This window comes from Actinomadura sp. 9N407, from assembly GCF_044326315.1.
Taxonomy (GTDB): domain Bacteria; phylum Actinomycetota; class Actinomycetes; order Streptosporangiales; family Streptosporangiaceae; genus Spirillospora.
The window spans coordinates 53,544-73,815 of the sequence record NZ_JBIRAW010000036.1 but is presented as its reverse complement, the minus strand read 5'-3'; the positions used below and the strand labels follow the sequence as shown (position 1 = coordinate 73,815).

Genomic DNA, 20,272 nt, shown 5'->3' with positions numbered 1-20,272 from the left:
CGACTACTCTCGGCGTGCCATGAAATCCGGACATCCCACCCCCGGGGCCCCGGCGTCCCGGCCCACCGGCCTGCCCGCCGGAACGCCCGCCGCGGGCGGCGGGACGGCCCGGCTGGGATGGCTGGACGCGCTGCGCGGCATCGCGGCCCTGATCGTCGCCGTCCACCACGGCTGCTACCACTACCTGCCGCAGTTCCGGCACGAGATCCTGCGCTGGTTCGACCCCGGCGAAGCGGGCGTCCTGGTCTTCTTCCTGGTCAGCGGCTACATCATCCCCGCCTCGCTGGAACGGACCGGCTCGCTGCGCCGGTTCTGGATCAGCCGGCTGTTCCGGATCTACCCGCTGCTGCTGGTGGTGCTGGGCGGCACGCTGCTGCTGGCCCTCACCGGACTGACCCCGCTGCGCCAGGGCCTGGGCACGAGCTTCGACCCCGTCGCGGCCGTGCTCGCGCATCTGACGATGATGCAGGACCTGTTCGCCGTCCCGAGCGCCCTGAACGTCCTGTGGACGCTCTCCTACGAGATGGCCTTCTACCTGCTGGTGGTGGCGCTGTTCGCGGCCGGGCGGCTGAACCGGCACTCTTCCGTCATCACCACGGTGCTGGCACTGGCCGCGCTGAGCCTGGCGGTCGTGCTGCCCACCGCCGCGCTGTCGGACCGGTTCGGCGTCACCCGGGTCGCGGTGGCGGGCTTCGTGATCATGGTGGTGGCGATCGGGGCCGCCTGTTCCGGACGGCCGGCGGTGAGCCGCGCCGGGGCGCTGCTGGGCGGCGGGCTCGCGGCCGCGCTGGTGCTTCTGAACGGCCGTGTCCAGCCCTGGGAGGGCCTGGTCCTGCTGGGGGTCATGTTCGCCGGTACGGCGATCCACCGCGCCGAGCAGGGCCAGATCCGGGTCCGGGGCGCGGCCGTCGCCGCCGGGGCCGTCCTGGCGGCGGCCGTCGTCGCCGGGCTGTGGCACATCACCGTCTGGGCACCCGGCCAGAGCCCCGAGATCCTCAAACGGTCCTGGGTGATCACGTTCGTGGTGACCGCGCTGGTCTTCGCCGCCGGGATGGCGCTGCGGCATCGGAAGGTCCCGCGCCGGCTCGCCCGGCTGGGAGTGATCAGCTACTCGGTCTACCTGGTGCATCCGCTGCTGCTGGCGGTACTGGACGTGATCATCGGGCGGCCCGGCAGCGACCGGCCGCTGCTGCTCGTCCCGTACCTGATCCTGGTCCTGCTGGTGAGCGAGATCACGTACCGGATCGTCGAGGCCCCGCTGCAGCGCTACGGGCGCCGCCTGGCCCGCCGCACCGCACCCGCGCCGCCTCCCGTGGACGCCGGGATGGAAAGCGTCGAAGGGGTGGGAAGCGTCGAGCCCGGCTCCCCATCGAGGAACCGGGCCGTACCCGCCGCGCCCTGAGTCTCACAACGGCCGAGTCTCACAAGCTTTGAGTCTCACAAGCACTGAGTCTCGGCCGAGCACTGAGGCGCGGGGAGGACGCTGAGGCGCCCGCTGTGCCGTTCAGACGCGCCCGGCGGACTCCATTGCGGCCCTGACCGCGGCGCGCTTCTGGCGGAGCTTGGACAGCGCCTCCTCGAGGATGGCCTCGCCGTCCTCGTCGCTGCGCCGCTCCTTCACGTACGCCAGGTGCGTCTTGTAAGGCTCGGTCTTGGGGGGAGCCGGGGGGTTGTCCGAGTCCTGGCCCGCCGGGAACCCGCAACGGGGGCAGTCCCAGGTGTCGGGCACGGCGACGTCGGTCGCGAAGCTGGGACGGGTCTCGTGCCGGTTGGCACAGTAGAAGGTCACCCAGACCCGGGGGGCTGCGTCGCCCCGCTCGGCCTCTCCCATTGGACCGGCCCCGACACGGCTGCCCCGAATCGCGTTGCCACTACCCACGGATTACTCCTCGCTCGTGTGCGCCCGCGCCGCCCTGACCGCGCGGCGCGGGCCCTTTCGCGTCTGTCAATGCGGTGTTCTGTACCTCTGTACGACTTGCTCTCAGCACGCCCTGCTCAGCTCAGCACGGCCTGCTCGGCCGACCCGCTCAGCACGGTCTGCTGCTCGGCGTGACCTGCTCAGCCGACGCCCTTGCCCTTGAACAGCAGCCCGAGGACGATGATCGAAGCGAACCAGACGACGCCGGTGATCACCGTCAGCCGGTCCAGGTTGCGCTCGACCACCGAGGAGCCGCCCAGCGACGAGGTGACGCCGCCACCGAACATGTCCGACAGCCCGCCGCCCTTGCCCTTGTGCGCGAGCACGAGCACCACCATCAGCAGGCTGGTGAGCAGGAGCACGGCGGACGTTGCGATGATTGCCACTGTTGAGTGCCTCTTCCGGCCGACCCCGCCGCAGCGGGGCGCTTGTTGTTCAAGTGAACCGGTGTTCGTGCGGAGCGCCGGTTCACGGACGCGGTCTGCCGGGCGATTGGCCCGTCATCACGAAGGGTACGACGAACTTCCCGCTGGTTCGGCAAGAACTCCCGGACCGCGACCGAATTGATCAGATCTGATCACCCCGGAACGGGCCCGGCCGGGTCCGTTCGGACCCGGAACAGGCCCGGAACGGCACCGAACGGCCCCGGGACGGGACCGATCAGCCGACCTGGTGGTCCCGGAACCGGCAGATCTTGATGAATTCGGCCGGATCCAGGCTCGCACCGCCGACCAGGGCGCCGTCCACGTCGGGCTGCGCCATGATCCCGGCGATGTTGCCGCCCTTGACCGAGCCTCCGTACAGGATACGCACGTCATCGGCGACCTCGCCGTCGTACAGCTCGGCGAGCCTGCCCCGGATCGCCGCGCAGACCTCCTGCGCGTCCTCCTTGCTCGCCACCTCGCCGGTGCCGATCGCCCAGACCGGCTCGTACGCGATCACCAGGGTGCGGGCCTGGTCGGCGGGGATCTTGTCCAGCGCGCCGTCCACCTGGGCCAGCGTGTGCTCGACGTGCCGGCCGGCCTTGCGGACCTCCAGGCCCTCGCCCACGCACACGATCGGCGTGATCTCGTTGGCCAGCGCGGCCCGCGCCTTGGCGTTGACCAGCGCGTCGTCCTCGCGGTGGTACTGGCGGCGCTCGGAGTGCCCGACCGTGGCGTACGAGCAGGCCAGCTTGGCCAGCATCGCCCCGGAGATCTCGCCGGTGTAGGCACCGGAGACGTGCGGGGAGATGTCCTGGGAGCCGTAGGTGATCTCCAGCTTGTCGGCGTCCACCAGCGACTGCACCGAGCGCAGGTCGGTGAACGGCGGCAGCACGGCCACGTCCACGGCGTCGTGGTCGGTGTCCTTGAGGCCGAACGCCAGATGCTGGACGAGCCGGATGGCCTCGAGGTGGTTGATGTTCATCTTCCAGTTGCCGGCCATCAGCGGCTTGCGTCCGGCGGGCTTGGAAGCGGGTGTCTTGCGGGCCATGCGTCAGTCCTCCAGAGCCTGCAGGCCGGGCAGCGTCTTGCCTTCGAGGTACTCGAGGCTGGCGCCGCCGCCTGTGGAGATGTGGGAGAAGCCGGTCTCGTCGAAGCCGAGGGTGCGTACCGCCGCCGCCGAGTCCCCGCCGCCCACGACGGTGAACGCGCCGGAGTCGAGCAGGGCCTGCGCGACGGCGCGGGTGCCGTGGGAGTACGGCTCCATCTCGAACACGCCCATGGGGCCGTTCCAGAAGACGGTGCCGGCGTCCGCCAGGCGGGAGGCGAACAGCTTGCCGGACTCGGGCCCGATGTCCAGGCCGAGGCGATCGGCCGGGATGGCGTCGGCCGCGACGATGTCGTGCCGTGCGTCGGCGGCGAACGCGGTGGCGGCGACGATGTCGACCGGCAGCACGAACTCCACCCCCGACTCCTCGGCGCGCCGCAGGTACTCGCGGACCCTGTCGAGCTGGTCCTCCTCCAGCAGGCTTCCGCCGACCTCATGGCCCTGGGCCTTGAGGAAGGTGAACACCATGCCGCCGCCGATCAGGATGCGGTCGGCCTTGCCGAGCAGGTTGTCGATCACGCCGAGCTTGTCGGAGACCTTGGAGCCGCCCAGCACGACGGCGTACGGGCGCGCGACGTCCTCGGTGAGCTTCCTGAGGACCTCGACCTCGGTCGCGATCAGGCCGCCGGCCGCGTGCGGCAGCCGCCGGGGCACGTCGAAGACGCTCGCGTGCTTGCGGTGCACGGCACCGAACCCGTCCCCGACGTACAGCTCGGCCAGGGCCGCGAGGCGGTCGGCGAACGCGCCGCGCTCGGCGTCGTCCTTGCTGGTCTCCCCGGCCTCGAAGCGCAGGTTCTCCAGCAGCGCGACCTGGCCGTCGGCCAGGCCCTCGGCGGCGGCGCGGGCGGAGTCGCCGGCCACGTCGGCGGCGAACGCCACCTCGGTGCCGAGCAGGTCGCCGAGCCGCGCGGCCACGGGGGCCAGCGAGAACTCGGGCTTGACCTCACCCTTGGGACGGCCGAGGTGGGCGCAGACGATGACGCGGGCGCCCCTGTCGCGCAGCGCCTGGATCGTGGGGACGCTGGCCCGGATCCGCCCGTCGTCGGTGATCCGGCCGTCCTCCAGCGGAACGTTCAGGTCCGTACGGACCAGGACCCGCTTCCCGGCCACGTCGAGATCGTCGATGGTACGCATCGGAGTGCGATGTCCTTCCGGATGCACGGCGGGACGGGTGGATCAGAGCTGGGAGCCGACCAGCTTGACGAGGTCGGTGAGGCGGTTGGAGTAGCCCCACTCGTTGTCGTACCAGCCGACGATCTTGACCTGGTCGCCGATGACCTTGGTCAGCCCGGAGTCCAGAATGCAGGAGGCCGGGTCGGTGACGATGTCGGAGGAGACGATCGGGTCCTCGGTGTAGGTCATGATCCCGGCCAGCGGGCCGTCGGCGGCGGCCTTGAGCGCCGCGTTGACCTCCTCGACGGTGGTCTCGCGGCCCACGGTGACGGTCAGGTCGGTGGCCGAGCCGGTCGGCACCGGCACCCGCAGCGCGTAGCCGTCGAGCTTGCCCTTCAGCTCGGGCAGCACCAGGCCGATGGCCTTGGCGGCGCCGGTGGAGGTCGGCACGATGTTGATCGCGGCGGCGCGCGAGCGGCGCAGGTCGCTGTGCGGCGCGTCCTGCAGGTTCTGGTCCTGCGTGTAGGCGTGGATCGTGGTCATCAGGCCCTTCTCGATGCCGAACGTGTCGTTCAGCACCTTGGCCATCGGACCGAGGCAGTTGGTGGTGCAGGAGGCGTTGGAGATCACCGTGTGCGCCGCCGGGTCGTACTGGTCGTCGTTGACGCCCATCACGATCGTGACGTCCTCGTTCTTGGCCGGAGCCGAGATGATGACCTTCTTGGCGCCGTTGTCGGCGTGCACCTTGGCCTTGGCGGCGTCGGTGAAGAAGCCGGTGGACTCCACCACGACGTCCACGCCGAGCTCGCCCCACTTGAGGTTGGCCGGGTCGCGCTCCGCGAACGCCTTGATCGACTTGCCGCCGACGACGATCTCGTCCGCGCCGGCCTTCACCTCCTGGCCGAGCCGGCCCAGGATGCTGTCGTACTTCAGCAGGTGGGCGAGGGTGGCGTTGTCGGTCAGGTCGTTGACCGCCACGATCTCGATGTCGGCTCCGCTCGCCTGCACCGCGCGGAAGAAGTTACGGCCGATCCGGCCGAAACCGTTGATGCCTACTCGGATGGTCACGGAACGGCTCTCCTCAATACGTCGACTCGCGCCCGGCCGGGACCGGGCTTCGCTGCCTGGATACTGCACAAGTACTGCTGGGGTCCTGCGGTGTCGGTCCTGCGCGGGCGCTGCTCCCGGCACTCCACGGATACCGCGTGGATCCGGAGCCTGCCCCGCCTCCGACCCTATCGAATGCCCCGCCCGTCCCCGGCACCGGCGCCGTGGGATATCGCGGGTGAACCGGCCTCCCCCGCGCGGGGGAATGCGCCCGCCCGACCAGCGCGGTCCCGCCGGCCGTCAGGTGGCGAGCATGTCGGCGGTGAGGTTGGCGTCGGTGCCGGGGATGCCGTGATCCTGGGCGCGCTTGTCGGCCATCGCCAGCAGGCGCCGTATCCGGCCCGCGATGGCGTCCTTGGTCAGCGGCGGCTCGGCGAGCTGGCCGAGCTCCTCCAGGGAGGCCTGCTTGTGCTCCAGCCGCAGCCGGCCGGCGCTCACCAGATGCTCGGGCGCGTCCTCGCCGAGGATCTCCAGGGCGCGTGCCACCCGGGCGCCGGCGGCGACCGCGGCGCGGGCCGAGCGGCGCAGGTTGGCGTCGTCGAAGTTGGCCAGCCGGTTGGCGGTGGCCCGGACCTCGCGGCGCATCCGGCGCTCCTCCCACGCCAGCACGCTGTCATGCGCGCCGAGCCGGGTGAGCAGCGCGCTGATCGCGTCGCCGTCGCGGACCACGACCCGGTCGACGCCGCGCACCTCCCGGGCCTTGGCGTGGATCTTGAGCCGGCGGGCGGCGCCGACCAGGGCCAGCGCGGCCTCGGGGCCGGGGCAGGTGACCTCCAGCGACATCGACCGGCCCGGCTCGGTCAGCGAGCCGTGCGCCAGGAAAGCCCCCCGCCAGGCCGACTCGGCATCGCAGGCCGCCCCCGCGACCACGTGCCGGGGCAGCCCGCGCACGGGACGGCCGTTGTTGTCGATCAGGCCGGTCTGCCGGGCCAGCGACTCGCCCTCGCGGAAGACCCGCACGACGTACCGGTTGCCCTTGCGCAGCCCGCTGGGCGCGAGCACCACCACGTCGGAGGTGTGGCCGAAGACCTCGGCGACGTCCTTGCGCAGGCGCCGCGCGGCCGAGCCGGTGTCGATCTCGGCCTCGATCACGATCCGCCCGCTGACCAGGTGAAGGCCGCCCGCGAACCGCAGCAGGGTCGACACCTCCGCCTTGCGGCAGCACGGTTTCAGCACCGAGAGCCTGCTCAGTTCGTCCTTCACCACACCGGTCATCGCCATGCTTGGCACCCTCCCCCTAGGAACTTCCAGCAGTGTGGCCGATGTCGGCCGCGCCGGACGTCACTCACGGAAAATCTTCACGAAGGCTTGGGCCAGCCGGGCCGGATCATGACGTGGCGAGCCGTCGTCGGCGGCCACGTCGGCCAGCACCAGCCGGCCGCCGAGGTCCTGGACGGCCTTGTCCAGCGCGCCCGGATCGTCCACCACCGCCCGATCGGCCAGGACCACGTCGACGCGCAGCCCCGGCGCGTGCGCCTGGAGCACCTCCAGGTGGGTCTGCGGCGAGAAGTCGTCGGTCTCCCCCGGCTGCGGCGCGAGGTTGAGGGCGACGAGCCGCCGCGCCCGGGTGGTCATCAGCGCGCGGGCCAGCTCGGGGACCTTCAGGTGCGGCAGCACGCTGGTGAACCAGGAACCGGGCCCGAACACCACCCAGTCGGCGTCCTCGACGGCCCGCAGGGCCTCGGGGCAGGCGGGCGGATCGGAGGGGACCAGCGAGATGCTCAGCACGGTGCCGGGCGTCTTGGCGCAGGCCACCTGCCCTTTGACCCGGGTCACCTCGCTTGGACGGGACGGGTCGGCGCCGCGTACCTCGGCGACGATGTCCATCGGGACCGAGGCCATCGGCAGCACCCGGCCCTGCGCGCCCAGCAGCCGCCCGACCCAGTCGAGCCCGGCCACGGTCGAGCCCGCCGCGTCCCCGCCCAGCAGCTCCCAGAGCGCGACGATCAGCAGGTTGCCGACCGCGTGCTCGCGCAGGTCGCCCTGGCTGCGGAAGCGGTGCTGGACGACGTCGCGCCAGGTCTGGCCCCATTCGTCGTCGCCGCACAGCGCGGCCAGCGCCATCCGCAGGTCGCCGGGGGGCAGCACGCCCAGCTCGCGGCGCAGCCGGCCGCTGGAGCCGCCGTCGTCGGCCACGGTGACCACCGCGCTGAGCCTGCCGGTCACCCGGCGCAGCGCCGACAGCGAGGCGTACAGGCCGTGCCCGCCGCCCAGGGCCACGACGCCGGGTCCCTCACCACCGGGACCGGCCTGGCTCACACCGCCACCCCCGTGCCGTTCGTACCCGTGCCGTTCATGCCTGGGCTGCTGATGTCCGGGCCGATATCGCTCGTGCCGCTTCCGTCCACGCCGCCCTGCTCGCCGTCCGGGACCTGCCCGGATTCACTCACGGCCGAGGTCGCGATGGGTCGCCTGTACATCGATGCCCTCGTCCCGAAGCCGGGCGGCGATCTGCTCCGCCATGGCCACACTACGGTGTTTGCCGCCCGTGCACCCGACGGCCAGCGTCACGTAGTGCTTGCCCTCGCGCTCGTAGCCGTCGGCCAGCAGCCGCAGCACCTCGGTGTAGGCGTCCAGGAACTCCTTGGCGCCGCGCTGGCCGAGCACGTAGTCGCGGACGGCGGTGTCGCGGCCGGTCTTGGGCCGCAGCTCGGGCACCCAGTGCGGGTTGGGCAGGAAGCGGCAGTCGACCACCAGGTCGGCGTCCACCGGCAGCCCGTACTTGTAGCCGAACGAGACCACGGTGGCGCGCAGCGTGGACTCGCCGGTGTCGTTGCCGAAGAAGCCGACGATCTTGGCGCGCAGCTCGTGCACGTTGAGCCCGCTGGTGTCCAGCACCAGGTCGGCCTCGGCCCGGACCTCGCGGACCAGCTCGCGCTCGCGGGCGATGCCGTCGACGAGCCGGCCGTCGCCCTGCAGCGGGTGCGGGCGCCGCACGCTCTCGAACCGGCGGACCAGGTCGTCGTCGCCGGCCTCCAGGAACACCACCCGGGGATGGACGCCGCGCGTCTCCAGCTCGGCGATGGAGGAGTGCAGGTCCTCGGTGAACGCGCGGCTGCGCACGTCGACCACCACGGCGATCCGCGGCACGGCGTCCTTCACCCGGCCGCCCAGATCGGCCATCGTGGCCAGCAGGCCGGGCGGCAGGTTGTCGACCACGAACCAGTCGAGGTCCTCCAGCGACTTGGCGGCGGTGCTGCGGCCCGCCCCGGACATGCCCGTGACGATCACGATGTCCGGGATCTGGGTATCGGTGGTGGTCAACTCGGCTCCCCCCTGGTTTCGGCGGCACTGTGGTCAGCGGCACTGTGGTCAGCGGCACTGTGGTCGGCGGCACTGTCATCCCCGGTACCGCCGGTCCCGCCGCCGGCGGCGCCGCCGTGCAGGGCCGCTGCGATCTGTGTCGCGCCGCGCAGGCCGATGCCGGGGACCTCGGCGATCTGCTCGGGCGTCGCTTCCTTCAACCGCTTCAGCGACCCGAAATGTTTCAGCAGGGCGGACCGCCGGGCCGGCCCCAGCCCCGGTACGTCGTCGAGCTCGCTCATCGTCATGGCCTTGGACCGCCGCTGGCGGTGGAAGGTGATCGCGAACCGGTGCGCCTCGTCGCGGACCCGCTGGACCAGGAACATGCCCTCGCTGTTGCGCGGCAGGATGACCGGGTCGGGATCGGCGGGCAGCCAGAGCTCCTCCAGCCGCTTGGCGATGCCGCAGACCGCGATGTCGTCGATGCCCAGCTCCGCCAGCGCCCGGCGGGCGGCGGCGACCTGCGGCGCGCCGCCGTCCACGATCACCAGGTTGGGCGGGTAGGCGAACTTGCGCGGCCGGCCGGTCTCCGGGTCGATCGGCTGGTGGGCCGCGTCGTCGGGCTGCCGGGCGCGCTGCTCGGGGTCGTCGCCGATCGCGTCCAGCTCGCCGAACTTCTCGCTCTCGGCCAGGTAGCGGCGGAACCGGCGGCTGATCACCTCGTGGATGGAGCGGACGTCGTCCTGGCCCTCCACGGCCTTGATCGAGAACCGGCGGTACTCGCTCTTGCGGGCCAGCCCGTCCTCGAACACCACCATGGAGGCGACGACGTTGGAGCCCTGCAGGTTGGAGACGTCGTAGCACTCGATCCGCAGCGGCGCCTCGGGCAGCTCCAGGGCCTCCTGGAGCTCCGACAGCGCCCGGCTGCGGGTGGTCAGGTCGCTGGCCCGGCGGGTCTTGTGCTGCTTGAGGGCCTCCATCGCGTTGCGGGCGACGGTCTCCAGCAGGGCCTTCTTGTCGCCGCGCTGCGGGACGCGCACCCGGACGGGGCCGCCGCGCTGCTCGGCGAGCAGCTCGGCCAGCGCCTCCTCCTCCGGCGGCAGGGTGGGGACCAGCACCTCGCGGGGCACCGACTCGCTGTCGCCGTAGGTCTGCAGCAGGAAGTGCTCGACCAGGTCGGCGGTGGTGACGGCCTCGACCTTGTCGACCACCCAGCCGCGCTGGCCGCGGATCCGGCCGCCGCGCACGTAGAACACCTGGACGGCCGCCTCCAGCTCGTCCTCGGCGAAGGCGATCATGTCGCAGTCGGTGCTGTCGGGCAGCACCACGGTCTGCTTCTCCAGGGCCCGCTCCAGGGCGCGGATGTCGTCGCGCAGCCGCGCGGCCCGCTCGTACTCCTGGGAGGCGGCGGCCTCGCGCATGTCGCGCTCGATCCGCTTGATGAACCGGCCGGTGTTGCCGGCCATGAAGTCGCAGAAGTCCTCGGCCAGCAGCCGGTGCTCCTCGGGCGTGACCCGTCCCACGCACGGCGCGGAGCACTTGCCGATGTAGCCGAGCAGGCAGGGCCGGTCGAGCTGGCGCTGCCGCTTGAACACCCCCGGGCGGCAGGTGCGGACGGGGAACACCCGCAGCAGCTGGTCGACCGTCTCCCTGATCGCCCACGCGTGGGAGTAGGGGCCGAAGTAGCGCACCCCCTTGCGCTTGGCGCCACGCATCACCATCACCCTCGGGTAGTCCTCGTCGAGGGTGACCGCCAGATAGGGATAGGACTTGTCGTCGCGGTAACGGACGTTGAACCGGGGGTCGAACTCCTTGATCCAGGAGTACTCCAGCTGGAGGGCCTCGACCTCGGTGCCCACCACCGTCCAGTCGACGCCCGCCGCGGTGCGCAGCATGGTCTGGGTGCGCGGGTGCAGGCCGGCGAAGTCGGCGAAGTACGAGCCGAGCCGGGAGCGCAGGTTCTTGGCCTTGCCCACGTAGACGACCCGCCCGTGCTCGTCACGGAAGCGGTACACGCCCGGTGAGTCCGGAATGGACCCCGGGGCGGGTCGGTAGGTCGCGGGGTCTGCCACGCCCGAAAGCCTAGTAGGCCGGGCCGACAACCGGCGCGTTCCGCGGTGCCTCCGGCCGGTGACAGAGGTCTCGTTCAGCCCCTCGATCATCGGAAAGGGACGTGCGAAGGTACGCATAGGGTCGGACAAGAGCGGTTCTGGGAACGATCAAGCGGCCGGGAGGTCGGGAGGAGAGGTCGGGAGGCATCGTGTCGGCGTTCTGGAGCTGGATCGTGCTGGCGGCCGTGGTGGCCACCGCGGTGATCGCCGTGGAGGGGGTGCGCCGGCTGCTGGCCGGCGGCCGGCTGGCGACGCGCCGGCCTGCGGCCGGGGAGGCGGCCCGGCGCTGCGCGGCGCCGGCGTTCGTGTTCGCCGCGGTGATCAGCGCCACCGCCGCGATGCCGTACCACCTGCTGGGCGACTCGGTCGAGAACGCGGTGCGGCAGCTGCTCAAGATCGCGGCCATCGGCGCCACCACCTGGCTGCTGATCCGGATCTCGTACGCGCTGACCGATCCCGCCCTGGACAGGCTGATGCGGATCGAGGGCGACCGCAACCGCCGGGCGCGCAAGGCGCGGACCCAGATGCTGCTGCTGCGCCGGATCGCCGCGGCCGTGATCGTGGTCGTCGCGGTGGGGGCGGCGCTGTTCACGTTCCCGGCCGTGCGGGCGCTGGGCGCCGGGATGCTGGCCTCGGCCGGTGTGGCGGGGCTGGTCGTCGGGATCGCGGCCCGGCCGGCGCTGGGCAACCTGTTCGCCGGCCTGCAGATCGCCTTCAGCGACGCGCTGCGGCTGGACGACGTCGTGGTGGTGCAGGGCGAGTGGGGCCGGGTCGAGGAGCTGACCCTGTCGTACGTGGTGGTGCGCATCTGGGACGACCGGCGGCTGATCCTGCCCGTCTCCTACTTCACCGACCAGCCGTTCGAGAACTGGACCCGCCGTACCAACCGGCTGCTCGGGACCGTCATGTTCTACGTGGACTGGACGGTGCCGGTCGAGGAACTGCGCACCGAGCTGTACGAGATGCTGCGCGACAACCCGATGTGGGACCGCCGCGACTGGAACCTGCTGGTGACCGACGTGACGCCGAACGGGCTGATCGAGGTGCGCGCCATGATGAGCGCCGCCGACGACGACGCCTGCTGGGGCCTGCGCTGCGCCGTGCGGGAGCATTTCGTGGCCTACATCCGCGACAAGCACCCCGCCTCGCTGCCGCGCTTCCGTACGGAGCTGCCCGGGGCGGGCGAGAGCAACGGAGCCGGTGCGGTCTCCATGGCCAAGAGGCCCTGGGACGGCGGCTGACGACGGCGGGCGGCACGGTCAGCGGTCACGACCGGCACTGGGATGTGACACTGGGTGCGGTGCTGGGGTGCGTGCCGGGCCCCGGGCCTGAACGGCGCCCGGCGCGCACCCCTCCCCCCTTGCACTGTGCCTGTTCCGCCAGGTCAGGCGAGGGTGATCTGGTCGCCCTCCACCTTGATCTGCTTCTCGGCCAGCGGCTCGGTCGCGGGCGGGGTGGCCACCGAACCGTCGGCGATCTTGAACTTGCTGCCGTGGCAGGGGCAGTTGATGGTGCCGCCCGAGACCGAGTCCACCGGGCAGCCGCGGTGCGTGCACTTGGTGGAGTAGGCCTTGAACTGGCCCTGCACCGGCTGCACGATGACGATCTTCTCGCCCTCGATGATCTTGCCGCCGCCGACCGGGATGTCGGCGGTCTTGGCGAGGCCGGCGGCGCTGCCGCCTTGGCCCCCCTCGCCGCCGCTCGGGTCACCGGAGGTGCCGCCGCCGCCCTCGTCGCCGCCGCAGGCCGCCGCCAGCCCGGCCACGCCGGCGAGGCCCGCCCCGATCAGGACTCCCCGCCGGGTGTTGCCGTCCGGTGTCCCGGCGGCCGGTGTTCCGGCGACACGTGTTCCAGCGACAGGTGTTCCCGCGGTGGCCGGTTCGGCCGCGGGCGGCGCCTCGGAGCTGTCCGTCCGCGGTGCGGGCGCCTGTGCCATGGGTCTCCTCCATGTTCGGGATGCATGTGTGGGATGCGGGTCCGTGTGGAACGCGGGCGGGTGCGATGCGGGGTGTCGGATGCGGGCCCGCACGGCCGCCGCGCGCGCCTCGACTCTCACCGGAGAGTACGTACGGGCGCGTTTGAAGGTTCAATCTGTACCGGGTGACCTTTCCGGCAAGGCTCTGGCCTGCGCGTTCTCAGCCAAGATATTCGATCATGGCGTCGCGCAGCCAGTGCACCAGGTGAACGGCGTACGAGGACGCCGCCAGCAGGCGGTACTCACCGGCGCCGGTCTGGTGCAGGACGATCGGCACCTGGGCGAGGCGGGTGCGCGCGCAGCGGCCGGGGACGAACACGCGGGGATGCAGGTCTAGCGGGCAGCCGTGGCTGAGGACGGCCGGGGCGGCGGGGCCGGACAGCTCCAGTATGGTCCGGGCGGCCGACACGTCCACGGCCGAGCCGCAGACGCCGCCGCATTCGCCGCCGAGCGCGTCGTGCAGGCCCGCCAGGAGGCCGGGCGCGCATCCCGTACGGTCCACGATCAGGTACCAGCCGGGTCCCAGCCACAGCACGTGCGGCGAGCCGTCCCCGGTGGCGTGGCCGGGGCCGGGCATGCCGCAGCCGAGGAACTGGCCGGCCCGGGGCTCGAACGAGGCGGACTCCTCGTCGTCGATCCGCAGTTCCACCTGGGCCGGGAAGGGGATCTCGCGTAGCCGGACCGGGCCGGGCGCACGGGCGGGCGCGGGCGGGTCGGCCGCGATCAGGTCAGGCAGTAGTTGGGCGATCGCGCTGGTCATCGCCGTCACGTCGGCTCCCCTCCCTGTCGTAGTGGACCGGATGGGTCACCTCCACGGGCACCGAACGCCCGCCGTCGACGGCGTAGAGCGTCTGGCCCTGGCGTTCCAGCCCGCCGGTGACCAGGGCGAGCGCGAAGGAGCCGGTCGTCCCTCGATAGGACGAGGTCACGTGCCCGAGCATGGGAACGGGCCCGGTCGCCACGCCGGGTTCGGCGGTGGCCACGAGCTGGGCCCCCTCCGCGACGACGATCGTCTGGTCCAGCGGTCTGAGCCCGACCAGTTGCCTGCGGTCCGAGCGGGTGGTGTCGGGGCGGCGCAGCGATCGGCGGCCGATCCAGTCGCCGTGCCGCGCCACCGCCCAGCCCAGTCCCGCGTCGTACGGCGTGACGGTCCCGTCGGTGTCCTGGCCGACGACGATGTAGCCCTTCTCGGCGCGCAGGACGTGCATGGTCTCGGTGCCGTACGGCGTGATCCCGTACGGCTCGCCCGCCGTGATGAGGGCCTCCCACAGCCGGAGGCCGTGCCAGGCGGGGACGTTGATCTCGTAGGCGAGCTCGCCGCTGTAGCTGATCCGGAATATCCGGGCGTCCAGCCCCGCGACCCTGGCCCGGCGGAACGCCATGAACGGGAATCCGCCGTCGCCCCGGCCCAGGGACAGGTCCAGCGCCGCGAGGACGTCTCGCGAGCGGGGGCCGACGAGGGCGGCGACCGCCCACTGGTCGGTGACCGAGGTGCAGCGGACCCGCAGGTCGGGCCATTCGGTCTGGAGCCATTCCTCCAGCCGGTCCAGGACGCGGCCGGCGTTGCCGGTGGTCGTGGTCAGGTGGAAGTGGTCGGGGCCGAGCCGGGCGGCGACACCGTCGTCGAAGATCATGCCGTCCGCGCCGCACATGACGCCGTATCGGCAGCGGCCCGCCGCCAGCGTCGACATCGTCCCGGTGTACATCCGGTCGAGGAACGCGGCGGCGTCCGGGCCCCGCACGTCGATCTTGCCGAGGGTGGAGGCGTCCAGGACGGCGGCCCGCTCGCGTGCCGCCCGGCACTCGCGCAGCACGGCGTCCTCCATCGGCTCGCCGTCTCGCGGGTAGTACCAGGGGCGCTTCCACTCCCCCACGTCCTCGAAGACCGCGCCGTGGGCCTCGTGCCAGGCGTGCATCGGCGTCCGGCGTACCGGGGCCAGCAGGTCGCCCCGTTCGCGCCCGGCCGGCAGCGCGAACGGGACCGGCTCGATCGGCGGGCGCTGCGTGGTCGCGGTGCTCTGCCGCAGGATCCTCGCCGTGATCGTCGCGGACGTGCGGCCCTGGTCGGCGGCGGTCCCGATCGTGGTGTAGCGCTTGACGTGCTCGCCGGACGACAGCCCCGCGCCCTGGGCGCGGCGGAGATCGGCGAGGGTCGCGTCCCGCTGGAGATCCACGAAGACCCGCCCCGCGTCGCCGTCCGGCTCGGTCACCGGGCCCGGCCGCCCCTCGGGCAGGGTGCCAACATATTGGACATCACCGCGCGGCCCGCCGCCGGGGACGAACGCGGAGTGCTCGTCGGACCACAGCGTCCGCCCGCCCGCCTGGGCGTACAGGTTCAGGTCGGGGCTCCAGCCACCGGAGACGGCGAGGAGGTCGCATTCGACGCGTTCCGGTGGGCCGCCTCCCGGTGCGGTGACGTACGCGGCGCGCAGCACGCCGTGCTCGTCGGCCTCGGTGTCGGCGACGGCGTGCCCTTCACGGGCGTCCGCGACGTGGACGATCTCGACTCCGGCGTCCCACAGTTCGGACGCGGCCAGGAAGGCTCCGTCGTGGGCTCCGAACACCACGGCCTTGCGTCCGGGCAGCACGCCGTACCGGCTCACGTACGCGGCGGCCGCCCCGGCGAGCATGATCCCGGGCAGGTCGTTGCCGGGGAAGAGGATCGGCCTTTCCAGGGAGCCCGTGGCCAGCAGCACGCGGCCCACTCTGATGTGCCACAGGCGGCGACGGGCCATGTGTGCGGGTGCCGCGTCGCCCAGGTGGTCGGTACGGCGTTCGACCGCGATGAGGTAGCCGTGGTCGTAGTAGCCGGTCACCGTGGTGCGGGGCAGCACAAGCAGTTCAGAAAGCACAGTCAGTTCGGGGAACGGATCTGTGTCCAGTGGGACGGGCCAGGAGTCGGCCAGGATGACGCGTTCACCGGCCTCGGCCGCGCTGCGGGCGGCTGCGCGTCCGGTTTCCCCGGCTCCGACCACCAGCACGTCGCAGTGGGCATGGACCTTGTCGTACCGGCTCGTGTCGGGGCGGTCGACGAGCCGTCCCTTGCCATGGGTCAGGGACGAGGCGCGCAGGCCGTCGTAGGCCTCCAGCCGGGCGGCGTTCACCATGGGTTCGCCAGGCCCCGACTCCACTTGGACGAACGCGTTCGGCTCCTCGAACCCTGCGCTGTAGACGCCGCGAGGGCGCCCGGTGTACGGACCGCGCCCCACTGTGCGCACGCCGTGCGCGAGCAGCGCCGACGCCAGAGTGTCCCCTGGGTGTGCCGGGTAGTCCGTACCGTCGAAGGTGACGATGATGCTCCGCGTACGGTCGATGCGGTCGCCGCCCACGGCCGTACGGAACGGGCCGCTCATGTGGGCACTTCCAGCGGCGGATCGCCCGGCCGGTACGAACCGGCGATCTCATACGTCACCGTGTGGCGGACGAGGTTGAACCAGCGGCGGCACCCGTCCGAATGCACCCACCGCTCGCGGAACCATCCCTTGGGGTTGTCGCGCATGAACAGGTAGTGCGCCCACACGGCGTCGTCCACGTCTTCGGGATCGGCGGGGAAGGCGATGTGCGCCTCGCCTCCGTACCGGAACTCGGTCTCGTCACGCTCGCCGCACCAGGGGCAGGGAATGAGCAGCATCCGGTATCTCCCGCTAGTGGGCCACGGCGGCGGCGCCGTGTTCGTCGATGAGCGCTCCGGTGGTGAAGCGTTCCAGGCCGAACGGTTCGGCCAGCGGATGCGGCCGGCCATGGGCGAGGGTGTCGGCGTAGACCCGGCCCGCACCGGGCGTGGCCTTGAATCCGCCCGTGCCCCACCCGCAGTTGACGAAGACGTTCCCGGCCGGGGTGGGGCCGATGATGGGCGAGGCGTCGGGGGTGACGTCCACGATGCCGCCCCATGTGCGCAGCACGTGCGCCCGGGCGAAGACCGGGAAGAGTTCGACGGCCGCCGCTATCTGCTGCTCGATGACATGGAACGAGCCGCGTTGCCCATATCCGTTGTACGAATCGACGCCCGCGCCCATGACCAGTTCCCCCTTGTGGGCCTGGCTCACGTACACGTGGACGGCGTTCGACATCACGACCGTGTCCAGGACCTGTTCCAGCAGTTCCGAGACGAGTGCCTGGAGGGGGTGGCTCTGCACGGGGAGGTCGAATCCGAGCATTTCCGCTAGCACGGACGTGTGCCCGGCCGCGCAGAGTGCAACCCGTCCGGCGCCGATGACGCCCTTTGAGGTCTCCACTGCCGTGACGGAACCCTTCGTTCGCCGGAAGCCGGTCACCTCGCAGTTCTGGACGAGGTGAACGCCGAGCGCGTCGGCGGCCCGCGCGAAGCCCCAGGCCACGTGGTCGTGCTTGGCTATCCCGCCGCGCGGCTGGAACGTACCGCCCAGCACCGGGAACCGCACCGACCGGCTCGTGTTCAGGATCGGCACGAGTTTCTTGATGTCGTCCGGGGACAGCCATTCGGCGTCGACGCCGTTCAGGCGGTTGGCGTTGACGCGGCGCGTTCCCTCCCGCACATCAGGGAGAGAATGCGCGAGGTTGAGAACGCCCCGCTGGCTGAACATCAGGTCGTAATCGAGCTCGTCCGCCAAGCCTTCCCACAGTTTCAGAGAGTGCTCGTAGATCGCGGCACTCTCGTCCCAGAGGTAATTGGAACGGATGATGGTGGTGTTGCGGGCCATGTTGCCGCCGGCCAGCCAGCCGCGTTCCAGCACGGCGACGTCCGTGATTCCGTGATCGCGTGCGAGGTAGTAGGCGGTGGCCAGCCCGTGCCCTCCGGCGCCCACGATGACGACGTCGTAGGAGCTCTTCGGCTCGCGGTCCCGCCACAGGAACTCGGGGTGGGTGTCATCAGCCACGCAGCCGCTCCATCCCGGGGTCGAACAGCGGCTCTCGCGCGACGACGGCCGGTACGCGCCGGTCGAAGTAGCCGATGTCCACGTCCGCTCCCGTCACGGCCAGGTCGGAGGGCAACCACGCGTAGGCGATGCCGTGCCCCACCGTATGGCCCCAGGCGGCGCTGGTGACGTACCCGACCGGCCTGTCTCGCATGTACACAGGCTCCCTGCCCATGACCACCTCATCAAGAGCGAGGCAGGTGAGGCGCCTGGCCGGCCGCGGTCGCTCGGGGTCCTTGCCGTGGACGGCGGAATCGTGGACGGCGAAGCCCAGGCCCGCCTCGTACGGGTCGTGCTCGCTGGTCATGTCGATCCCGTACGAGCGGTAGCCCTTCTCCAGCCGCAGGCTGTTGAACGCGCCGCGCCCCGCCGCGATGAGGCCGTGCGCGCGGCCCGCGCCCCACAAGGTGTCCCACAGCTTGAGACCCATGTCGGCCGTGGTGCACAGCTCCCAGCCGAGTTCCCCGACGTAGGACACGCGCAGTGCCGTCACCGGCACCATGCCGATGTGTACACGCCGGACCTGGAAGTACCGGAAGGCTTCGTTGGACAGGTCGTCGTCGGTCAGCGGCTGCACCAGGTCACGGGCGCGGGGGCCCCACACTCCGACGCAGCATGTCCCGGCCGTCACGTCCCGTACGACCACGGTCTCCGGTGCTGAACGCGCCAGGTGGGCCGCGTCCATGACGGTGTTGGCGCCGACCTGGAATTCCTCCTCCCCCAGCCATGCCACCGTGACGTCGCTGAGGATGCCACCGTGCTCGTCCAGCATCAGGCAGTACGTCACCGAGCCGGGGCCGCGCACCAGCTTTCCGGTCGTCATCCGGCGCAGATGGGCCAGCGCCCCAGGGCCGGACACCTCGATGCGCTTGAGCGAGGTCATGTCGTACAGGGCGACGCGTTCCCGCGTCACCTGCGCCTCCGCGCCGACGATGGGCGACCAGTAGCGCGACGCCCAATCCCCCGGCTCGTGAATGTCACGCCCCTCGACCAAGGGCGCGTTGGCCGCGTACCACTGGGGGCGTTCCCAGCCCGTCCCCTCCAGGAAGGCCGCGCCGAGCTCGCGTTCGCGCTGATGGAACGGCGTCGTACGCAGAGGGCGCGGATCCTCCATCGGCTGCAGCGGATGGATGATGTCGTAGACCTCGGCGTAGTTCTGGCAGTCGCGGGCCAGCACGTACGCCGGAGCACGCTGGTGCGTCTCGAAGCGCCCGATGTCGCACTCGCGTACCGCCGTCGTGGGCTTCTCCCCAGTCATCCACTCGGCCATGGCCCGCGCGACACCGGCCGAGTGGGTGATCCAGACGGCCTCGGCCACCCAGAGGCCGTCGACCTCGGGCGCGGGACCCATCAGCGGCAGCCCGTCGGGAGTGAACGAGAAGAGCCCGTTGATGCCCTCCTCGAACTTCGCCTCGCGGGCAGCCGGGAACAGCCACCGCGTTTCGTACCGTGCCTCGGCGAAATCGTCCTCGGTGAACGCGAGCGTCGCCGTCCCGCCCAGGTCCTCGGCGCGGACGGGCAGCGGCCGGTGGCCGTAGTTGCCGACGCCGAGCCGGTCGAACCGTTCACGGAAGTACAGGCCGGCGTCCTGATGCCGCAGGATCGGATGCACCGCCTCCTGCTCCGCTCCGGCCAGCGCGGGGATCGGATCGGTCCAGGCGAGCTGGTGGGCCAGCGGCGTCAGCGGGAGCGTCACCCCCGCCATCCGCGCGATCCTCGGGCCCCAGATCCCGGCACAGCAGACCACGATGTCGGCCGGGACCGGGCCGTCGCCGGTGACGACCCCGGTGACGCGGTCGCCCTCCATCGTGAGGTCGAGGACCTCGCGGCCGCCGTGGAACGCGGCGCCGCGTTCCCTGGCGGCCGCCGCCTGGGCCGCCGCAGCGTCGAGCGCACGGGCGATCCCGTCGGACGGCACGTACAGGCCGCCGAGCACCCGGCCGGGATCGACCAGGGGATGCAGGCGGGCGCACTCGTCCGGTGCGAGGACGCGGGCGCCGATGCCCCACGACTCGGCCCAGCCCCGCCTGCGGTGAAGCTCGGCGAGCCGTTCGGGAGTCGCCGCCAGTTCCAGCCCGCCGACCTGGTCGAACGCGCCGAGCGCCGCGTACTTGCGGGCGGTGTAGCGGGCGAACTCGGCCATCGCCTTGACCGGATTGATCTGGAAGACCAGCCCGGGCGCGTGCGAGGTCGAACCGCCGGTGGCGAACAGCGGCCCCTGGTCCAGGACGGTCACCGCCCGCCGGCCGCGCCGGGTCAGCTCCTCGGCCAGGGCGCACCCGACGATGCCGGCACCGATGATGACCACACGGGGCTCCGCCATCACGCCACCCCCTATGCGTTGCGTCATCCGCAACTAATAACTGGTATACGCAACACA

General features: G+C 71.7%; 18 protein-coding genes. 2 read left to right on the top strand and 16 right to left on the bottom strand.

Going from position 1 to position 20,272, the window contains the following annotated elements:
* Positions 1 to 19 precede the first annotated feature (19 nt).
* On the top strand, positions 20 to 1,402 hold the full coding sequence (locus tag ACH34Q_RS39025) for an acyltransferase family protein (RefSeq protein ID WP_395988221.1): 1,383 nt from the start codon (positions 20 to 22) through the stop codon (positions 1,400 to 1,402).
* Positions 1,403 to 1,504: 102 nt separating this feature from the next.
* Here the strand turns inward: ACH34Q_RS39025 and ACH34Q_RS39020 are convergent, their stop codons facing one another.
* The 10 genes from ACH34Q_RS39020 to uvrC all read right to left on the bottom strand — a co-directional run bounded on the left by ACH34Q_RS39020 (position 1,505) and on the right by uvrC (position 10,983).
* Entirely contained in the window at positions 1,505 to 1,879 is a 375-nt protein-coding gene (locus ACH34Q_RS39020) for an RNA polymerase-binding protein RbpA (protein WP_395988220.1), read from the bottom strand.
* A gap of 179 nt (positions 1,880 to 2,058) precedes the next feature.
* Entirely contained in the window at positions 2,059 to 2,298 is a 240-nt protein-coding gene (secG, locus tag ACH34Q_RS39015; RefSeq protein WP_395988252.1) for a preprotein translocase subunit SecG, read from the bottom strand.
* A 280-nt stretch (positions 2,299 to 2,578) separates the two neighbouring features.
* Positions 2,579 to 3,391: a triose-phosphate isomerase gene (gene tpiA / locus ACH34Q_RS39010; RefSeq protein WP_395988218.1), complete on the bottom strand. Its 813-nt coding sequence runs from the start codon at positions 3,389 to 3,391 to the stop codon at positions 2,579 to 2,581.
* Between the two features lie 3 nt (positions 3,392 to 3,394).
* Entirely contained in the window at positions 3,395 to 4,582 is a 1,188-nt protein-coding gene (locus ACH34Q_RS39005; RefSeq protein WP_395988217.1) for a phosphoglycerate kinase, read from the bottom strand.
* Positions 4,583 to 4,624: 42 nt separating this feature from the next.
* Positions 4,625 to 5,629 carry a type I glyceraldehyde-3-phosphate dehydrogenase gene (gene gap / locus ACH34Q_RS39000; protein ID WP_395988216.1) on the bottom strand — a complete coding sequence of 335 codons (1,005 nt, stop codon included), beginning with the start codon at positions 5,627 to 5,629 and terminating at the stop codon, positions 4,625 to 4,627.
* A gap of 279 nt (positions 5,630 to 5,908) precedes the next feature.
* Positions 5,909 to 6,889 (bottom strand): DNA-binding protein WhiA, encoded by a 981-nt coding sequence (gene whiA / locus ACH34Q_RS38995; RefSeq protein ID WP_395988215.1) that lies wholly within the window; start codon positions 6,887 to 6,889, stop codon positions 5,909 to 5,911.
* 60 nt (positions 6,890 to 6,949) lie between these two features.
* Positions 6,950 to 7,927 carry a uridine diphosphate-N-acetylglucosamine-binding protein YvcK gene (yvcK, locus tag ACH34Q_RS38990; RefSeq protein WP_395988214.1) on the bottom strand — a complete coding sequence of 326 codons (978 nt, stop codon included), beginning with the start codon at positions 7,925 to 7,927 and terminating at the stop codon, positions 6,950 to 6,952.
* Positions 7,924 to 8,058 carry a hypothetical protein gene (locus ACH34Q_RS38985; RefSeq protein ID WP_395988213.1) on the bottom strand — a complete coding sequence of 45 codons (135 nt, stop codon included), beginning with the start codon at positions 8,056 to 8,058 and terminating at the stop codon, positions 7,924 to 7,926. Before ACH34Q_RS38985 ends, yvcK begins: the two co-directional genes overlap by 4 nt.
* Positions 8,051 to 8,932: an RNase adapter RapZ gene (gene rapZ / locus ACH34Q_RS38980; RefSeq protein WP_395988212.1), complete on the bottom strand. Its 882-nt coding sequence runs from the start codon at positions 8,930 to 8,932 to the stop codon at positions 8,051 to 8,053. Before rapZ ends, ACH34Q_RS38985 begins: the two co-directional genes overlap by 8 nt.
* A complete protein-coding gene (gene uvrC / locus ACH34Q_RS38975; protein ID WP_395988211.1) occupies positions 8,929 to 10,983 on the bottom strand; it encodes an excinuclease ABC subunit UvrC in 2,055 nt (684 codons plus the stop codon). Before uvrC ends, rapZ begins: the two co-directional genes overlap by 4 nt.
* A 188-nt stretch (positions 10,984 to 11,171) precedes the next feature.
* On the opposite strand from uvrC, the gene ACH34Q_RS38970 reads away from it, so the two are divergent.
* Positions 11,172 to 12,263, top strand: a complete 1,092-nt coding sequence (locus tag ACH34Q_RS38970) for a mechanosensitive ion channel family protein (protein ID WP_395988210.1) — start codon at positions 11,172 to 11,174, stop codon at positions 12,261 to 12,263.
* A 143-nt stretch (positions 12,264 to 12,406) separates the two neighbouring features.
* On the opposite strand, the gene ACH34Q_RS38965 is transcribed toward ACH34Q_RS38970, so the two are convergent.
* The 6 genes from ACH34Q_RS38965 to ACH34Q_RS38940 all read right to left on the bottom strand — a co-directional run bounded on the left by ACH34Q_RS38965 (position 12,407) and on the right by ACH34Q_RS38940 (position 20,215).
* The gene (locus tag ACH34Q_RS38965; protein ID WP_395988209.1) at positions 12,407 to 12,958 is read right to left on the bottom strand and encodes a Rieske (2Fe-2S) protein; all 552 of its coding nucleotides are present in this window, start codon (positions 12,956 to 12,958) and stop codon (positions 12,407 to 12,409) included.
* A gap of 199 nt (positions 12,959 to 13,157) precedes the next feature.
* On the bottom strand, positions 13,158 to 13,757 hold the full coding sequence (locus ACH34Q_RS38960; RefSeq protein ID WP_395988251.1) for a sarcosine oxidase subunit gamma: 600 nt from the start codon (positions 13,755 to 13,757) through the stop codon (positions 13,158 to 13,160).
* The gene (locus tag ACH34Q_RS38955) at positions 13,726 to 16,350 is read right to left on the bottom strand and encodes a 2Fe-2S iron-sulfur cluster-binding protein (protein ID WP_395988208.1); all 2,625 of its coding nucleotides are present in this window, start codon (positions 16,348 to 16,350) and stop codon (positions 13,726 to 13,728) included. Before ACH34Q_RS38955 ends, ACH34Q_RS38960 begins: the two co-directional genes overlap by 32 nt.
* Positions 16,347 to 16,628, bottom strand: coding sequence for a sarcosine oxidase subunit delta (locus ACH34Q_RS38950; RefSeq protein ID WP_395988207.1), 282 nt, complete (start codon positions 16,626 to 16,628; stop codon positions 16,347 to 16,349). Before ACH34Q_RS38950 ends, ACH34Q_RS38955 begins: the two co-directional genes overlap by 4 nt.
* 13 nt (positions 16,629 to 16,641) lie before the next feature.
* The gene (locus tag ACH34Q_RS38945; protein ID WP_395988206.1) at positions 16,642 to 17,853 is read right to left on the bottom strand and encodes a sarcosine oxidase subunit beta family protein; all 1,212 of its coding nucleotides are present in this window, start codon (positions 17,851 to 17,853) and stop codon (positions 16,642 to 16,644) included.
* Positions 17,846 to 20,215 (bottom strand): FAD-dependent oxidoreductase, encoded by a 2,370-nt coding sequence (locus ACH34Q_RS38940; RefSeq protein ID WP_395988204.1) that lies wholly within the window; start codon positions 20,213 to 20,215, stop codon positions 17,846 to 17,848. Before ACH34Q_RS38940 ends, ACH34Q_RS38945 begins: the two co-directional genes overlap by 8 nt.
* Between the last annotated feature and the right edge of the window lie 57 nt (positions 20,216 to 20,272).

Coding starts and splice junctions, on each gene's coding strand:
- ACH34Q_RS39025 (WP_395988221.1), top strand. CDS start 20: ATGAAATCCGGACATCCCACCCCCGGGGCCCCGGCGTCCCGGCCCACC.
- tpiA (WP_395988218.1), bottom strand. CDS start 3,391: ATGGCCCGCAAGACACCCGCTTCCAAGCCCGCCGGACGCAAGCCGCTG.
- ACH34Q_RS39005 (WP_395988217.1), bottom strand. CDS start 4,582: ATGCGTACCATCGACGATCTCGACGTGGCCGGGAAGCGGGTCCTGGTC.
- whiA (WP_395988215.1), bottom strand. CDS start 6,889: ATGGCGATGACCGGTGTGGTGAAGGACGAACTGAGCAGGCTCTCGGTG.
- ACH34Q_RS38965 (WP_395988209.1), bottom strand. CDS start 12,958: ATGGCACAGGCGCCCGCACCGCGGACGGACAGCTCCGAGGCGCCGCCC.
- ACH34Q_RS38960 (WP_395988251.1), bottom strand. CDS start 13,757: ATGACCAGCGCGATCGCCCAACTACTGCCTGACCTGATCGCGGCCGAC.
- ACH34Q_RS38955 (WP_395988208.1), bottom strand. CDS start 16,350: ATGAGCGGCCCGTTCCGTACGGCCGTGGGCGGCGACCGCATCGACCGT.
- ACH34Q_RS38950 (WP_395988207.1), bottom strand. CDS start 16,628: ATGCTGCTCATTCCCTGCCCCTGGTGCGGCGAGCGTGACGAGACCGAG.
- ACH34Q_RS38940 (WP_395988204.1), bottom strand. CDS start 20,215: ATGGCGGAGCCCCGTGTGGTCATCATCGGTGCCGGCATCGTCGGGTGC.